At 73.5% G+C, this 16382-nt stretch carries 13 protein-coding genes; 9 read left to right on the top strand and 4 right to left on the bottom strand.

All coding sequences use genetic code 11. The features are described from left to right. Nucleotides 1-26: 26 nt before the first annotated feature. Together ACFV1J_RS05995 and ACFV1J_RS05990 are read left to right on the top strand one after the other, a co-directional pair. A complete protein-coding gene (locus tag ACFV1J_RS05995) occupies nucleotides 27-737 on the top strand; it encodes a chitin-binding protein (RefSeq protein ID WP_385856034.1) in 711 nt (236 codons plus the stop codon). Between the two features lie 18 nt (nucleotides 738-755). Beyond that, nucleotides 756-1532, top strand: a complete 777-nt coding sequence (locus ACFV1J_RS05990) for an Fpg/Nei family DNA glycosylase (protein WP_385856033.1) — start codon at nucleotides 756-758, stop codon at nucleotides 1530-1532. 40 nt (nucleotides 1533-1572) lie between these two features. Here ACFV1J_RS05990 and ACFV1J_RS05985 read toward each other — a convergent pair whose 3' ends face one another. After that, nucleotides 1573-2568: an Lrp/AsnC family transcriptional regulator gene (locus ACFV1J_RS05985; protein ID WP_385856032.1), complete on the bottom strand. Its 996-nt coding sequence runs from the start codon at nucleotides 2566-2568 to the stop codon at nucleotides 1573-1575. Between the two features lie 160 nt (nucleotides 2569-2728). Between ACFV1J_RS05985 and ACFV1J_RS05980 the strand changes: the two genes are divergently transcribed. The 3 genes from ACFV1J_RS05980 (at nucleotide 2729) to ACFV1J_RS05970 (ending at nucleotide 6799) form a co-directional block, all read left to right on the top strand. Then, a complete protein-coding gene (locus ACFV1J_RS05980; RefSeq protein ID WP_385856031.1) occupies nucleotides 2729-4267 on the top strand; it encodes an MFS transporter in 1539 nt (512 codons plus the stop codon). A 168-nt stretch (nucleotides 4268-4435) separates the two neighbouring features. Beyond that, complete coding sequence (locus tag ACFV1J_RS05975; RefSeq protein ID WP_385856030.1) at nucleotides 4436-4570, top strand: hypothetical protein; 135 nt, start codon at nucleotides 4436-4438, stop codon at nucleotides 4568-4570. 138 nt (nucleotides 4571-4708) lie between these two features. Beyond that, entirely contained in the window at nucleotides 4709-6799 is a 2091-nt protein-coding gene (locus ACFV1J_RS05970) for an ABC transporter ATP-binding protein (protein ID WP_385856029.1), read from the top strand. Nucleotides 6800-6936: 137 nt separating this feature from the next. On the opposite strand, the gene ACFV1J_RS05965 is transcribed toward ACFV1J_RS05970, so the two are convergent. Then, nucleotides 6937-8364: a PLP-dependent aminotransferase family protein gene (locus ACFV1J_RS05965; protein WP_385856028.1), complete on the bottom strand. Its 1428-nt coding sequence runs from the start codon at nucleotides 8362-8364 to the stop codon at nucleotides 6937-6939. On the opposite strand from ACFV1J_RS05965, the gene ACFV1J_RS05960 reads away from it, so the two are divergent. Beyond that, nucleotides 8363-9601, top strand: a complete 1239-nt coding sequence (locus ACFV1J_RS05960) for an aminotransferase class V-fold PLP-dependent enzyme (protein WP_385856027.1) — start codon at nucleotides 8363-8365, stop codon at nucleotides 9599-9601. The two genes, ACFV1J_RS05965 and ACFV1J_RS05960, sit on opposite strands and share 2 nt — an antisense overlap. Next, complete coding sequence (locus ACFV1J_RS05955) at nucleotides 9598-10914, top strand: MFS transporter (RefSeq protein ID WP_385856026.1); 1317 nt, start codon at nucleotides 9598-9600, stop codon at nucleotides 10912-10914. Before ACFV1J_RS05960 ends, ACFV1J_RS05955 begins: the two co-directional genes overlap by 4 nt. A 100-nt stretch (nucleotides 10915-11014) precedes the next feature. Here the strand turns inward: ACFV1J_RS05955 and ACFV1J_RS05950 are convergent, their stop codons facing one another. Both ACFV1J_RS05950 and ACFV1J_RS05945 read right to left on the bottom strand, forming a co-directional pair. Further along, nucleotides 11015-11767, bottom strand: a complete 753-nt coding sequence (locus ACFV1J_RS05950) for a hypothetical protein (protein ID WP_385856025.1) — start codon at nucleotides 11765-11767, stop codon at nucleotides 11015-11017. 153 nt (nucleotides 11768-11920) lie between these two features. Then, a complete protein-coding gene (locus ACFV1J_RS05945; protein ID WP_385856024.1) occupies nucleotides 11921-12553 on the bottom strand; it encodes an RNA polymerase sigma factor in 633 nt (210 codons plus the stop codon). A 337-nt stretch (nucleotides 12554-12890) separates the two neighbouring features. Between ACFV1J_RS05945 and ACFV1J_RS05940 the strand changes: the two genes are divergently transcribed. Further along, nucleotides 12891-13724, top strand: a complete 834-nt coding sequence (locus tag ACFV1J_RS05940; RefSeq protein ID WP_385856023.1) for a hypothetical protein — start codon at nucleotides 12891-12893, stop codon at nucleotides 13722-13724. Between the two features lie 13 nt (nucleotides 13725-13737). After that, nucleotides 13738-16197 carry a bifunctional polysaccharide deacetylase/glycosyltransferase family 2 protein gene (locus tag ACFV1J_RS05935; protein WP_385856022.1) on the top strand — a complete coding sequence of 820 codons (2460 nt, stop codon included), beginning with the start codon at nucleotides 13738-13740 and terminating at the stop codon, nucleotides 16195-16197. Nucleotides 16198-16382: the final 185 nt, after the last annotated feature.

The raw sequence follows: 16382 nt of genomic DNA, 5'->3' as shown, positions 1-16382 counted from the left end.
AATCGCCCTCGGGAACGTGTGGGGCCATGCGACGCAAGACCGCTCTTCTCGGCGCCGTGGCCCTCACCGGAGCGCTCAGCGCGGCGCTCGCCGTGTCCGTACCGCCCACGGCCCGGGCCACCACCGGCACCATCATCTTCCACATGCGGCCGGGCAACCGGCAGTACCAGATCGTCGACCCCGGCGACGACCACTGCTACGGCCTCGGGCCCGGGGGCGGCGAGGTGGTGAACGACACCCCGCTCGACCTGGTCCTGTGGTCCTCGCGCGACTGCACCGGCAACCCGATGGCCACCGTCCGGGCAGGCACGGACGCGGTGTTCGCCCGCTACGGCAGCCTGCAACTGGTCCCTTCGGACGACCCCGACCCCGGGGACGACGACCCGCCGGGTTCCGGTGACGATCCGCCGGACACCGATCCGCCGGACACGGACCCGCCGTCGACGGACCCTCCGTCGACCGATCCACCGGACACGGACCCGCCCGGATCCGGGGAGGAGCCGCCGGTGACGGACCCGCCGGGTGACCAGGACCCGCCCGCCGCCGAGCACCCGCCGGCGGGCAAGCCCTCGGCGCGGCCCTCGCCCGCGCAGTCGGCACGGCACCCGTCGGCACGGCAGCCGTCCCGGCACTCGTCCTCACCGCACTCGTCGTCCCGGCATCCGTCCTCACCGCACGCGCCCTCACGGCACTCGTCGTCGCGGCACTCGTCACCGCACGCGGCGCGCCGCTCGTAGAGCGGGGCCGAGGACCGGATGCCCGAGTTGCCGGACGTCGAGGGGTTCCGGCGGACGCTCGTCTCCTGCGCACGGGGCCGGGTGATCCGGCGGATCGACGTGTACGACGAGGGCGTGCTCCACGGGGTGAGCCGGCAGCGGCTGCGGAGCGAGCTGGAGGGCCGGCGGTTCACCGAGCCGGAGCGGCACGGCAAATGGCTGCTCGCGCACACCGGCGGCCCCACCCTGCTGCTGCACTTCGGGATGACCGGACGGCTGGTCTGCTGCTCGCCGGACGATCCGGTCCACCCCCACGACCGGGTGGTGTTCACGCTCGGCCGGGAGCGCCAGCTCCGCTACCGCGACCAGCGCAAACTCCAGGGCCTGTGGCTCGCGGACCCGGCCGGTACGGAGCGGATCCTGAGCCGCCAGGGCCCGGACGCGGGGAAGGTGGGCCGGGCGGACCTCCGGGCCGCGCTCGCCGGGCGGCGCGGCAGCCTCAAGGCCGTGCTCATGGACCAGTCGGTCCTCGCCGGGCTCGGCAATCTGCTCGTCGACGAGATCCTGTGGCGCAGCTGCCTGCCCCCCGGCCGCCCGGCCGGTGACCTCTCCGCCGCCGACTGCGACCGGCTGCACACCGAGATGCGCCGCACCCTGCGGGCGGCGGTCCGGGCGGGCTGCGTCCCGCCGCGGGACTCCTGGCTCACCGGCCGGCGCGACGACCCCGCCCCCACCTGCCCGCGCTGCGGCAGTCCACTGCGCCGGGCGCGGATCGCCGGGCGGGGCACGGTGTGGTGCCCCCGCTGCCAGCCGTAGACCGGCGGCCGTGGACCGTCGGCCGTAGACCGGCGGCAGGTCAACTCGTCCGTCGTGGAGGCCGGACGAGCGGCCCCGCCGCCTTGACCGTGCGGAGTACCGGAGCGGTTTCCAGGGCGTGGATCGCGCGTTGCCCGCCGAGGCGGTGGGTGAGGTAGTGGTGCAGGGCCGCCGGGTCCGGGCACAGGGCGTGGGCGACCACGTTCGTCCGTCCGGTGGTGGCGGCGACGAAGGCGAGTTCGTCGTGCCGGGCCAGGGCGGTGGCGACCTGCTCCAGGCGGGCCGGGGCCACCGTCATCCAGAGCAGCGCCTGTGTGGTGGCGCCGAACAGCGCGACATCGCATTCGACGTCGAAGAACAGCGCACCGGTGGCCCGCAGGGCGGTCAGCCGGCGGGCGACGGTGGTCGGTGACCAGCCGGTGGCCGCGGCCAGTTCGGCCTGGCCGGCCCGGCCGTCCCGCTGGAGCGCGGCCAGCAGCGCCTGGTCGTCGTCGGTCGGTGTCGCGCCCGGAACGGAGGTGGCGTCGGCGTTCTGCCGTTCCGGCGGGGCGAGTTGGCGGCGCTGCCGGGCGTCGAGGACGTTCACGCGGCCGCGCCAGGCGGTGGGGCCGCCGAGGTAGGTGTGCAGCAGGTAGTGCGCGGAGACCGCGGTGATGCCGGCGGTGCGCGGGATGTCGTGCAGCAGCAGGGAACGGCCGTCGGCGCCGCTCGCCGGGGTGTGCACCACGGCGATGATCTCCGTCCCGCCGGAGGCGAGCTTCACCCACGAGGTGTCCGACCGCCGGGCCAGCGCATGCGCGAGGTCCTGGGCGCTGTGCGGGGTCGCGGTGAGCCGGACCAGCCACTGGGCGCGGCCGGCGCGGTGCGGATCGGGCAGGCCGACGACCCGCAGACCGGCCTCGGCGGACAGTCGCCGGTAGCGGCGGGCCACGGTCTGCGTCGAGACGCCGAGCACCTCGGCGATCCGGCTGAACGGCGCCCGGCCGTCGAGGTGCAGTGCGTGGATCAGCCCGCGGTCGATCTCGTCGAGCGGCATGCCCGGGCCTCCTGAGCGCCGAGGGAAGGTGATGGATGAATTCCTTGCCGAGGTGCCCATCGATGGAAAGAAACCTCGGCCTCATTCGTCCAGCTGGAACATTCAACGTACGCGCAAGCAGGCTCGGCCCGTGAATCCGTGACGGCCGAAGGGACGATCCATGCCGCACCACTCCTTGTCGAAGAGCTCCGTGACGACCCGCCCCGGCCCGGCCGGTCCGCCGGCCGGGCCGCACCCCCGGCGGTGGGCCGCGCTGGCGGCGCTGCTGCTCGCCGAGGCGATGAACCTGCTCGACTCCACGATCATGACCGTCGCCGCCCCGGTGATCCACGCCGACCTCGGCGGGCCGGCGTCCGTCATCCCCTGGTACAGCGCCGCGTACACGCTGCCCTTCGCGGTGCTGCTGATCACCGGCGGCCGGCTCGGTGACATCGCGGGCCGCCGGCGGCTGCTCCGCCTCGGGGTCGCCGGCTTCGTCCTGGCCTCCACGGCCTGCGCGCTGGCCGTCTCCCCGGCGCTGCTGATCGGCGCGCGGGCCGTGCAGGGCGCCGCGGCCGCCCTGGTCATCCCGCAGACCATCGGGCTGATCCGGGCCATGTTCCACGGCGACGCGCTGGCCCGGGCGATGGGCAGCATCGGGCCGGTGATGGGCCTGGCCGCGGTCTGCGGGCCGGTGCTCGGCGGGGTGCTGACCCATGCCGACCTGCTCGGTTCGTCCTGGCGGGCGGTCTTCCTCGTCAACGTCCCGCTCGGCCTCGCCGTGCTCGCCGCGACCCCGCTGCTGCCCGAGGACCGCTCGGACCGGCGGCCGCGGCTCGACCTCACCGGCACGGTACTGGCCGTCCTCGGCACCGGACTGCTGGTCCAACCGCTCCTCGACGGCGGGCTGGTCCGGTTCGCGGTCCGGCCCTGGGCGGTCCTGGCCACCGGGCTCGCGGTGCTGGCCGTCTTCGTGCTGCAGCAGCGCCGCCGTGCCCGGCGGGGGCGCAGCGCGCTGGTCGAGGCGGGGCTGTTCCGGGACCGCGGCTTCCCCGCGTCGCTGGCCGCCTCGCTGCTGTTCTTCGCGGTGGTCAACGGCCTGATGATGGTCGTCGTGCTGCAGCTCCAGCTCGGCCTGCACACCGACGCCCGGTCGTCCGGACTGACCCTGCTGCCCTGGTCGGCCGCGATGGCGGTGGCGTCCTGGTGCGCCGGGGCCCGGCTGGTGCCCCGTTACGGCTCCCGGGTGATGTTCGCCGGGCTCGCCGCACTGCTCGCCGGTTCACTGGGCGCCGTCGCCGTCTACACCACCGCGCCCGCCGCCTCGTACCCGTGGCCGCTGCCGGTGGCGCTGGCGGTCTGCGGGCTGGGGCAGGGGCTGTTCGCCGTCCCGTTCTTCACCACCGCGCTGGGCCGGGTCCGGCCGCACGAGACGGGCTCGGCGGCCGGGCTGCTCAACGCCGCCCAGCAGCTCGGCGGGACGCTCGGCACCGCACTGCTCGGCGCGGTCTTCTTCCACGCGTTCCACGCCCCCGCGGTCCACGCGGCCCCGCCGGTCGGCGCGCCCGGTGCTGTCTTGGCGCTGCACGGCGTACGCGATGCCTTCTGGATCGGGGCCGCCCTGCTCGCCTGCACCTTCGTCGCCGCGGCCCGGATGCGGCCAAGTCCCGTGGTGGCTACGGCGGGTGATCGAGGAACGGACGGTACGGGCGCTGCGTGACCGTCTGCGGAGAGTGATGAATTGTCCACTATGTGCAAGGAAATTAAGAATTTCAGCTTTCGTCTGAAATTTCACGTATTTTCCTTGTTGTCAGTAGGTGTGCGACGTAGCTTGGGAGTTGGCGCCACCGGTAACGGGGCGTCGGAAAGGATCAACCGAGGAGGCAGAATGAGCTTCCGGAAAGTCTTCCCGCGCAGGAACAGGCGCGACTGGGACCACGACCGGGACCGTTACAGGAGGCGTCGTCGTAGGCATGGCCGCCGGCACAACAGGCGCCGCTACTTCGGCTTCGACTACGACTAACTGACCCCATCCTCACAGTTCGAGGCAGGCTCGCGTGGCGCGCGGGTCCGCCTCGTGCGTTTGCGAGTGGGTGTGCGTGAGGGCCCCTCAGCGGCCTTTCCGCCCGGTCCGACCAGCGACTGATACGGCGTAGCCATCATGCATCTGCGCAGCTCGCGACGGCGGCCGGTGCGCACCGAGACGCCGGCCCCGGCGCCGACCGAAGCCTTCGCACCGCCGACAGCGTCCACACGGCCACCACCGCCGGCCCCTCCGGCACCTCAACCGGCATGGGATTCCCCGCCCGTTGAGGGGGCCCCGGAGACCGTTCGGAAGGTCCCGGGGCGGGAGGCCCAGGAAGCGGAGGAGCCCGGGACCGTCGGATTCGGCCGCGGGCTGTGGGGCCCGCTGGCCGATCCCACCATCCGCACCCGGCGGGTCGGGCTCAAGGAATCCCTCCGACGCTTCTGGCCCCTGACCAAGGGCGACCGGCGCTGGCTGCTGCTGGTCTGCCTGTGCGCCGTCGGCGCCGCGCTCGCCGAGACCGCGGCCATCCTCCTCTTCGCCCAACTCACCGACAACGCCCTGCAGAAGGGCTCGGTCGACGCCTTCTGGCAGCCGGCCGGACTGTGGCTGGCGGTGGCCGTCATCGGCGCCGTGGTCGGCTACCTCGGCAACTCGCTCGCCGCCTGGACCGCCGAGCGCTTCGTGCTGCGCCTGCGGGCCAGGGTCTTCGCCCATCTCCAGACGCTGCCGCCGCACTTCTTCCAGCGCAACCGGCGCGGTGACCTGGTCGAGCGGCTGACCGGCGACGTCGACGCCATCGAGCAGCTGGTGGTCTCCGGCCTCGTCCAGGCGGCCACCGCCCTCTTCGGCGTCATCTTCTACGCCGGTGCGGCCCTCTGGCTGCGCTGGGACCTCGCGCTGGCCACGTTCGTGCTGGCACCGGTGTTCTGGGGTGCCACCCTCCGCTTCACCGGCCGGGTCAAGGAGGTGTCCCGCCGTGAGCGCGCCGCGGACGGCGCGATCACCTCGGTCGTGGAGGAGGGCCTGGTCAACGTCGTCCTCACCCAGGCGTACAACCGCCGGCACGAGGAGGAGCAGCGGCTGGACCGGCAGGCCCGCGCCTGGTTCCGCGCCTCGGTGACCAGCGCCCGCCTCAACGAGCTGTACGCGCAGGTCGTCGAGCTGCTCGAAACGCTCTGCGTCCTGGCGATCATCGGCCTGGGCGCGTGGGAGATCTCCGCCGGCCGGATGACCCTGGGCCAGCTGCTCGCCTTCGCCGCCTTCATCGGCTACCTCTACCCGCCGATCCGCTCGCTGGGACAGCTCGGTCTCACCGCCACGGAGGCCACCGCCGGCTCCGAGCGCCTGCTGGAGATCCTCGACGCCCGCCCCGCCGTCACCGACCCGCCGCCGTCGCTCGTCGCCCCGCCGCGCTTCACCCGTGCCCTCGGCGAGATCGAGGTCCGGAACGTCAGCTTCCACTACCCCGGCAGTCCCGACGAGGTCCTGCACGACCTGTCCTTCACCGCGGTCCCCGGCGAACTACTGGTCCTCACCGGCCCCAGCGGCGCCGGGAAATCCACCCTGGCCGCGCTGCTCCTGCGGTTCTACGACCCGGACACCGGCACCGTCCGCCTCGACGACATCCCCGTCCACCAGATGCCGCTCACCCAGCTGCGCCGCAACATCACCCTCCTCCCCCAGGACACCCTCGTCCTGCACGACACCATCGAGGAGAACATCGGCTGCGGCCGCCCGCACGCCACCCACGAGGACGTGCTCCGCGCCGCCCGCGCCGCCGACGCCGACACCTTCATCTCCGCCCTCCCGGACGGCTACCGCACGGTCATCGCCCCGGGCACCGCCCGCCTCTCGGGCGGCCAGCTGCAGCGCGTCGCCATCGCCCGCGCCATGCTGCGCGACGCCCCCGTCCTCATCCTCGACGAGCCCACGACCGGCCTGGACATCCTGGCCACCCAGCGCATCCTCGCCCCCCTGCGCCGCCTCGCCGAGGGCCGCACCACCCTCGTGATCTCCCACGACCTGGACCTCGCCACCGACGCCGACCGCATCCTCGTCCTCGACCGCGGCCGCCTCGTCGAATCCGGCACCCACCCCGAACTCCTGGCAGGGAACGGCCTGTACTCCACCCTCTTCCACGCCCACCCCCCGGGCCACAACGGCCGGCCGGCGCCGCCGCACAGCCTGGCGGGGCAGCCGGGGCCGGGGGGCTGGCACGGCTGAGGCGTGCTGGACGCACCCGGGGACGCGAGCAGCGCGACGGCGTGCACCCCGGCGCAACGGCGGCGACGTCACCGGCGGCCCACCCGCGCCCGCCAGGAGCGACCGCCCTGCCCCGGAGGCCGGCCGTTTTCCGCGCCTCACCCGTCCTTCGGGCCGAGGTCGGCGAGCGCGGCTCCCAGCCGGCGTGCCCCCTCGGTCAGCTCGGCGTGATCGGCGGTCGCCGCGAAACCGATCCGCAGATGCGCCGCGGGCGGCTCGGTGGCGAAGTAGCGACTGCCGGCGCTCACCGCGACACCGCGTTGCCGCGCGGCGCCGGTGAGGACGGTGTCGTCCACGCCCGGCGGCAGGCGGACCCACAGGTGCAGTCCGCCCGCCGGCAACCCGGCCGCGGTCGCACCGGGGACCTCCTGGGTCAGCGCGGCGGCCAGCACGGCGCACCGCTCCCGCAGCGCCGTACCGAGAGCGCGGACGTGCCGCTCCCAGGACGGGGAGCTGAGCACCTCCAGCGCGGCCTCCTGGAGCGGGCGGGTGACGAAGAAGTCGTCGACCAGCCGCACCGCCCGCATCCGCTCCATTACCGGCCCGCGGGCCACCAGCGCCCCGATCCGCAGGCTCGGGGCGGCGGGCTTGGTGAGCGAGGTGACGTGGACGACCGTGCCGTCGCGGTCGTCGGCGACCAGCGGCCGCGGTACGGCGCCGCCGTGACCCAGGTGCCGCGCGAAGTCGTCCTCCAGCACGAACGCGCCCGAGGCGCGCGCCACATCGAGGATCTGACGGCGCCGTTCGGGCCCCAGCACGGCGCCGGTCGGGTTCTGGAAGGTCGGCTGGCAGTACAGCAGTCGCGCGCCGGTCATCGCGAACGCGTCGGCCAGCATGTCGGGCCGCAGCCCGTCGGCGTCGAGCGGTACCGGAACGGGCCGCAGCCCCGCGGCGCGCGCGGCGGCCAGGGCCCGGGGATAGGTGGGGGACTCCACCAGGACCGGGCTGCCGGGCCCGGCGATGGCCCGGAACGCGATCGACAGGGCGCTCTGCCCGCCGGCCGTGACCAGCACGTCCTCCGGCGCGACGCTGCCGCCGACGATCCGGGCGAACACGGTGCGCAGCGCCATCAGGCCGCCGGCCGGGGCGCGGTCCCAGGCGTCCGGACGGCGGGCCGCCCGCGCGAGCGCCGCGCTCAGGGCCCGGGTGGGCTGCAGCGAGCGGTGCACATAGCCGCCGTCCAGCGTGATCGTCCCGGCCGGTGGCGGGCCGAGCGGGTCGGCGATCAGGTGGGTGTCGACGGCGCGGTCGGTGAGGGCGACGGTCTGCCAGTCGGTGTCCGTGGCGCTGCCGCCGAGCGTGTCCGGCAGCCGGTTGCGCTGCGCCGCGAACGTCCCGCTGCCCGGACGGGTCACCACCGCGCCCTCGGCGGCCAGCGCGGCGATGGCCCGGGCCACCGTCGCCGGGCCGACCCGGTACTCCTTGACCAGCTCCCGGCTGCTCGGCAGCCGGTCGCCGGGCGCCAGCCGGGAGACCAGCGCACGGAGACTGTCGGCCAACTCCCCAGAAGTGCTACCGTCATTCATGAGAGACAACAGTAGCGCTTCTACCTCTGCTCAGGAAGCACTTCAGCTGGACGTCGCCGCTCTGCGGGCCGACACCCCGGGCTGCCGCCGGGTCATCCACTTCAACAACGCGGGCTGCGGACTGCCGGCCCTGCCCGTGACGGACGCGATGGTCGGCCATCTGCACCTCGAAGCCCGGATCGGTGGTTATGAGGCGTCGGCCGCCCGGGCCGCCGAAATCCGCGGCTTCTACACGGAGATCGCCGCGCTCATCAACACCACGCCCGACAACATCGCCTTCGCGGGCAGCGCCACCCACGCCTACGCCAACGCCCTGTCCTCGATCCCGTTCGCGCCCGGCGACGTCATCCTCACCACCCGCGACGACTTCATCTCCAACCAGATCGCCTTCCTCTCCCTGCGCAAGCGATACGGCGTACGCATCGTCCACGCGCCCAACGCCCCGGAGGGCGGGGTCGATGTGGAGGCGATGGCCGCGCTGATGCGGACCCACCGCCCCCGCCTGGTATCCGCCACCCATGTCCCCACCAACTCGGGCCTGGTCACGCCCGTCGCCGAAATCGGCCGCCACTGCAGGGAGTTGGACCTGCTCTACCTGGTCGACGCCTGCCAGTCGGTGGGCCAGTTCGTCATCGACGTGGCGGAGATCGGCTGCGACCTGCTCACCGCCACCTGCCGCAAGTTCCTCCGCGGCCCGCGCGGCTCCGGATTCCTGTACGTGTCCGACCGGGTCCTGCGCGCGGGCTACGAACCGCTCTTCATCGACATGCACGGCGCCCGCTGGACCGAACCGGGCGGCTACCGGCCCGTGGAGACGGCGGCCCGGTTCGAGGAGTGGGAGTTTCCGTACGCCACGGTGCTCGGCAGCGCCGCCGCGACGCGCTATGCCCGCAAGGTCGGTATCGAGGCCGTCGAGCAGCGCACCCCGGCGCTCGCGGCCCGGCTCCGCAGCCGGCTCGAACCGATCCCGGGGGTGCGGGTGCTCGACCGCGGCCCGCGTCTTGCCGCGCTCGTCACCTTCGCAGTGGCGGGCTGGCAGCCGCAGCCGTTCAAGGCGGCCCTGGACGCCCGCGGCATCAACTCGGCGCTCAGCTTCCGGGAGTTCGCCCAGTTCGACTTCGGGGACAAGGACGTCGACTGGTGCCTGCGCCTGTCGCCGCACTACTACAACACCGAGGAGGAAGTGGACCACGTCGCGGACGCGGTCGCGGAACTCGCCGGCCAGGCACGGCGATGACCGCCACGCAGACACGCACCGAGGGCCCGCCCGCCGAAAGCCTCTGGCGCAACGGCGACTTCCTCAGGTTCTGGTTCGGCGAGACGCTCTCGCTCCTCGGCACCCAGGTCACCAACCTCGCGTTGCCGCTGACCGCGCTCCACGCCTTCCACGCCACCGACGAACAGCTGGGCGTCCTGCGGTTCCTGCAACTCGTCCCGTACCTCGGCCTCGCCCTGGTCCTCGGGGTGTGGGTGGACCGGGCCCGACGGCGGCGGATCATGCTCGGCGCCAACCTCGTCCGGATGCTCCTGCTGGCCCTCGTACCCGTCCTGTACTGGACGGACGTGCTCAGCCTGGTCTCGCTGCTGGCGATCGCCTGCACCGTCGGCGTCGCCTCGGTGCTGTTCGACGTGAGCTGGATGTCGTACGTCCCCACTCTCGTACGCGACCCCCGGCACTATGTCGAAGCCGGCGCCAAGATGGGGATGAGCTCATCGGCCGCCGACGTGGCAGGGCCCGGGCTCGCGGGTGTCCTGGTCGGCGCCCTGACCGCACCCGTGGCGCTGATCGTCGACGCGTTCTCCTACCTGGTGTCGCTGATCTCGCTGCTGCTCATCCGCACGCCCGAACCCCGTCCCGAACCGCCGGCCGTACGACGGCACCTGCCGGCCGAACTCCGGGACGGCCTGCACTGGGTGCTGAAGAACCCGGTCCTGCGGTCGCTGGCCCTGATCGGGTTCTGCTGCAACTTCTCCATGATCACCGTATGGACGATGTTCTTGCTGTACGGAACCCGCGACCTGCACCTGGACTCCACGACCCTCGGCGGCATCTTCGCCACCGCCTCCCTGGGCGGACTGATCGGCGCGGCGATCTCCCGCAAGGTCATCCGGCGCTTCCGGCTCGGCCGTGTCTACCTCGTCGCGCAGTCCGCCCTCCTCATCGGCCCGACGCTGATCGTCCTGGCCGCCGGCCCCAGGCCGGTGATGCTGGGGATGTTCGTCCTCTCCTTCTTCACCACCTACCTCGGACTCGGCGTCGCCGGCGTCCTCATCGTCAGCCTGCGCCAGGCCAGTACCCCGCCGTCGATGATGGGCCGGATGACGGCGGCCTTCCGCACCCTGCTGTTCGGCGGCGGCGCCCTCGGCGGCCTCTCCGCAGGCCTGCTGTCCGGCCGCCTCGGCCCCCGGGCCGCACTGACCGTGGCAGCAATCGCCTCCGCCGCCGTACTGATCGCCCTCGCCCTGTCCCCGGTCACCCGCCTACGCGCCTTGCCACCGCCACCGGAAGGACCCGCCCCGGCGACAGCGACCGCACAGACCGCCGACTGAAACGCGCAACACGATCAAGGGCCCCACCACAAGCGGTGGGGCCCTTGATTGCCGTCAGACGGTCAGACGGTCAGACGGTCAAATCGGCAACGGCGCGGGGCTAATGGTGCTTCCTGCGGCCGTTTCCCTCGTCTGTCCGGCCGTTCCCGGTCGCGTTGTGCGTGGCGCCGGGGTTGGTGTCGGGCGTGCCGTTGCCGGAGGCGCCGGTGTTCCCCGCTGAGCCGTTGCCGGTTGCCGCGTCGCCCTTGCCGGGTTTGCCCGTGCCGGCCGTCCCGCTCGGCGCGCCCGGCACCCGCTTCAGCTGCTCGGAGCAGTACGCGGCGACCTTGTCCTCTCCGCCGGCGGCCGCGACGAGCCGCTGCCAGGCCGTCGCGTCGAGTGCTTTGCCGCGCCCTTCGACCTGCTTGTAGGCGCGGCAGTGGGCCTCGGTGTCCTGGGCGGGGGAGGGGCGGTGCGTGGGGCCGGGGCGGCCGGAGGACGACGGCGAGGTCGTACCGCCCGGCTGGTCCGGGGCGACCGCAGAGGGGCGCGCGGTCCCCCGGCCGCTACCGGGACCTCCGGTGGACGAGCCGGCCGAACCGACGGCAGCGACCGCGACACCTCCCAGCGCGAGGCCGGCGAACACCGCGCCGAACGTCATCCGCACCGGGCGCCGGACACTGCGCTCCTCGCGCGGGCGCCAGTCGTCCCGGCGCCGGGTACGTGCCCGGCGCGCACCCGCGCCGTGGGCGGCGGCCCGGAAGGCGGCCAGCGCCCGCTGCTCGGCCTCGGGGTCGAGGTGGTCCGCGCGGACGGCGGCGCCCAGCACCGTTTCCAGCGTGGTGGGGTCCTGCACGTCCCACGGGCCGGACACGCTGCCGTCAGGGTGCCCACGCCGGCGACGGACCGGAGCTCCGTCGCCGCTCAGCCGCTCACCCATGTCCGCTTCCGTTCCTGTCCGACCGTTTCGATCCGTCGAGGTGCCGGGCCCCGATGCCTGCCGGCCGTCCACTGTCGCCCTCGTCGTTCATTCCGACTTCCCCAGCGTTCGGGAAGCCCCATCCGTCACACCCTCGTCCGCCTCACCGCCGACGCCCAGCTGGCGGGCGAGGCGTTTCAGGCCCCGGTGGGCAGCCGTGCGCACCGCTCCCGGACGCTTGCCGAGGACGCGTGCGGCGGCGGGACCGTCCAGACCCACGACGATCCGCAGGAGCACCGCCTCACCCTGGTCCCGCGGCAGGCCGCGGACCAGTTCCAGGGCCCGCTCGGTGGAGAGGGACTCCAGGGCCTGGTCATGGGTGTTGTGCGGTCCGGGCAGGTTCAGCACGTCCTGTTCGGTCCCGCCGGCCCTGGGCCGCACGCGCTGGCGGCGCAGATGGTCCAGTGCCCGGTGCCGGGCGATGGTCGCGGTCCAGCCGCGGAACCCGGCCCCGTCCCCCTTGAAACGTCCGAGGTCGCGGGCTATCTCCAGCCAGGCGTCGGAGGCCACGTCCTCCGCTTCCTCGCCGACCAGCCCGTGCAGATAGCCGAGCAGGCCCGGTTGCACGAGCCGGTAGGCCACCGCGAAAGCGGCCTCGTCGCCGTCCTGGGCCCGCGTGACCGCTGCACCCAATTCCCCGTCGTACGTCCTTGCGCGCCGGGGTTGCCCTACCTGGCCCAAGACTGTCCTCGTTCGCACCGGGTTCATAGCGAGTCCGTGTCGTCCGCCCGCGCTCCGGACGCAACGGCGGCCCATGAGGAACAGCGTCCGCCCTCATGAAAGTGTCACAACGTCCAGGGGTCCTTCACGCCGTCGCCGCAGCCCATCGGCGTCCCCACGACGGTGCGTGACCGGCGCTCTCCGGGCTGCTGCCGACTCTCCCGGCGAGCGACTGTCCGGATCGCGCCTTTATGGAGACTTCATCCCTTCCGTGAGGGCCAGGTGTAACACTTCCGGCCGAGTTCGCTCTCTTCATGCGGGCGACCGCGTCGGTCGGCCAGGACAGGAGACACGACTCGTGCGGTGGACGGACGGAAGCGGAGCGGTGTACGGCGAGGGTCCGTACGGCGGCCCCGGTTACACCTATGCCCACGGCCACGAGCCCGCCTATGGCCACGAGCCCGCCCACGGCCACGAACCCACCTATGGCCACGAGCCCGCCTACGGCCACGAGCCCGCCCACGGCCACGAGCCCGCCTACGGGAACGCGTACGCCTACGGGAACGCGTACGGAGGGGGCGTCACCGGCGTCACCGCCGACCCGGCCTCGCAGCCCAGGGGCGGGGCGCAGCCCGCGCAGTGGACGTACCCGCCGGGGGAGGCCACGACGGCGTGGGGTTCCCCGCACGGTGACGTCCTCACCGCGCAGCTCCCGGTGTTCGACGCGCCCGGTCACCCCGTGCCGGAACCCGAAAGGCCCGAGAGCGAGTCGGCACGGCCCGTCTTCGTCGATTCCTCGGGGCGACGCCAGCGTCGCGTGATCCGAGCCGCCCGGCTGCTGCTGATCCCCGCCGGCGGCTATGTCGCCGTGCTGATCAGCACGATGCTGGGCGGCCCCAGCATCAGCTCTCCGTTCGTCCCGCACGCGGACTCCGCGCACTCGGCCAGGCCCAGGGCGACCGCACCCACCGAACACCCGGCGCGGAGCGCGAGCCCCACCGAGGCGCAGGAGAACTCCGGCACAGCGGTGCGGAAGTCCCCCGGCCCCACCGGCCGGCCGACAGTCTCCGCCGCCCCTGCGGCCCCGTCCCGGCCCACGGCTGCGCCCACCACGACCGCCGCCCCCACCACGACCGCCGCCCCCACCCCCAAGGGACGCGCCCGCGGCTCGTCCCACAAGCCCGTGAAGTGACCAAGGCCCTGACGTGACCGACCGCCGCCACCGCAACGCTCCTGCCCGCCGTCACGGCCGCACCCGCCGGATCACACCCCGCGCCCACTGGCTCCTGCTGAGCGTGCTCGCGGTGACCCTGTCGACGGCCCTCCTGCTCCAGGGCTACACCCACCACATGTTCGGGATCACCTCGGACGCCGTGACCGGTGCCCGGGGCCGGAGCGAGGCGGTCCCCCGCCAGGTGACCCACGGCGGCCCCGTGATCGCGGATGCCGCCACCTCCGCGCACACCGCCCGGGTCAAGGACCGCACCATCGCCCTCACTTTCGACGACGGTCCCGACCCCCGCTGGACGCCGCGCATCCTGGACGTACTGCGCCGCAACCATGTGCCTGCGACGTTCTTCGTCGTCGGAACCCAGGTCGTGGCCCATCCGGAGCTGGTCCGCCGGATCGTCGCCGAGGGACACCAGATCGGCATCCACACCTTCACCCATCCCGACCTGGCCCGCCTCGCTCCCTGGCAGCGTTCCCTGGAGCTGCGGGAGACGCAGCTGGCGGTGGCCGGCGCCGCGGGGGTCACCACCGCACTGCTCAGGCCGCCGTACTCCTCGGAGAACGACGCGCTGGACGATGCCGACTGGGCCGTCCTCCAGCAGGCGGACACGGCGGGCTACGTCACGGCGCTCTCCACACGGGACGCCGAGGACTGGCAGCGCCCCGGTGTGCACCGCATCCTCGCCCGTGCCACACCCCACGGCCGTGCCGGGCAGATCGTGCTGATGCACGACGGCGGCGGTGACCGGTCACAGACCGCCGCCGCGCTGAGCGCCTTGATCCCACGGCTCAAGGCGCAGGGTTTCCGGTTCGCGACGGTCGGCGCCTCGGTCGGCATGGCTGCGCCGGTCCGGCGCGCCGGGCTCGGCGACCATCTGCAAGGCCAGGCTCTCATCGGGCTGCTGCAGGCCGGCGACTGGACCGTGTGGCTGCTCGGCATGCTGATGTACGCGGCCGGAGCGCTCAGCGTGCTGCGCGCGGCGGTCGTGCTGCTCGCGGCCCGCCGGCACCGGCGGCTGCGGGCGGGGCCCCGCGGCCGGTCCTGGGGGCCGCCGGTGACCGAACCGGTCAGCGTCATCGTCCCCGCGTACAACGAGAGCGCCGGGATCGAGGCGGCCGTGCGTTCACTGCTCGCCTCGGACCACCCGGTGGAGATCATCGTGGTGGACGACGGTTCCACCGACGGCACCGCCGACCTGGTGGAGTCGCTCCGGCTGCCGGGGGTGCGGGTGATCCGGCAGGAGAACGCGGGCAAGCCGGCCGCGCTCAACACGGGACTCGCCGCCGCCTCGTGCGAGCTGGTGGTCATGGTCGACGGCGACACGGTCTTCGCATCCGACGCCGTCCGCACGATCGTGCAGCCCTTCGCCGACCCCCAGGTGGGCGCCGTCTCGGGCAACGCCAAGGTCGTCAACCGCGGTGGCCTGCTGGGCCGCTGGCAGCACATCGAGTACGTGGTCGGCTTCAACCTCGACCGCCGCCTGTTCGACCTCGCCGAGTGCATGCCGACCGTGCCGGGGGCGGTCGGCGCGTTCCGCCGCCGGGCGCTGCTCGCCCTCGGCGGCGTCAGCGACGTCACCCTCGCCGAGGACACCGACCTCACCATGGCGCTGTGCCGCGCCGGCTGGCGGGTGGTCTACGAGGAGGGCGCGGTGGCCTGGACGGAGGCGCCCGCGTCACTGAACGCCCTGTGGCGTCAGCGGTACCGCTGGTGCTACGGCACCCTGCAGGCGATGTGGAAGCACCGCGGCGCCTTGGTGCAGCGCGGCGCCGCAGGGAAACTCGGCCGACGCGGCCTGGTCTACCTGCTGCTCTTCCAGGTCCTGCTGCCGCTGCTCGCCCCCGTCGTGGACATCTTCGCCCTGTACGGGCTGCTCTTCCTCGACCCGGTCCGGATCATCGGGCTCTGGCTGGCCTTCCTGCTGCTGCAACTCCTGATGGGCCGGTACGCGTTCCGCCTGGACGGGGAACGGCCCGGCCCGCTGTGGAGCCTGCCGTTGCAGCAGTTCGTCTACCGGCAGCTGATGTACCTGGTGGTGATCCAGTCCGTCTTCACCGCCGTTTCGGGCTCCCGCCTGAGATGGCAGCGCATGGAGCGGTACGGCAGCCTCCGGGCCCCGGCGGGCGCGGAGTCGCCCGGCCGTGACCGGTCTCCGCGGGATGCCGGCTCTGCGTACTCTCCGCACTCTCCGCACTCGGCGCCGTACGACGGCTTGCCGCGGCAGGCGCAGTGCGGCCCGTTCCCCCGGCCGGCGCCGTACGACGGCTTCCACGAGCCGGAACCGTACGACCCCTTCCAGCAGCCGGAACCGTATGCCCCCTCCCCGCAGCCGGCGCCGCAGGCCCCCTTCCCCCGGCAGGCACGCCACGACCTCTTCCACCAGCCGGCGCCCCCCGACGGCCTTCCGCAGCCCCCGCCCCACAACGGTTACTGACAGCCCCCGCCCCACAACGATTTCCGGGCAGCCCGCACCGCACGGGACATCGCAGTCGCACCGAGTCGCACAGAGTCGTACCGAGTTTTACCGAGAGGACAGTGATCCGGGCCATGAGCGGACACCGGCGCCGACCGCCGCAGCAGTCCCGTGGCGGCACGCCTGCCGAGGATGTCCGCCCCACG

This window comes from Streptomyces sp. NPDC059649 (genome assembly GCF_042734445.1).
Taxonomy (GTDB): domain Bacteria; phylum Actinomycetota; class Actinomycetes; order Streptomycetales; family Streptomycetaceae; genus Streptomyces.
Note: the sequence above shows the minus strand (reverse complement) of the source record. Positions and strands in the feature narration are given on the sequence as shown.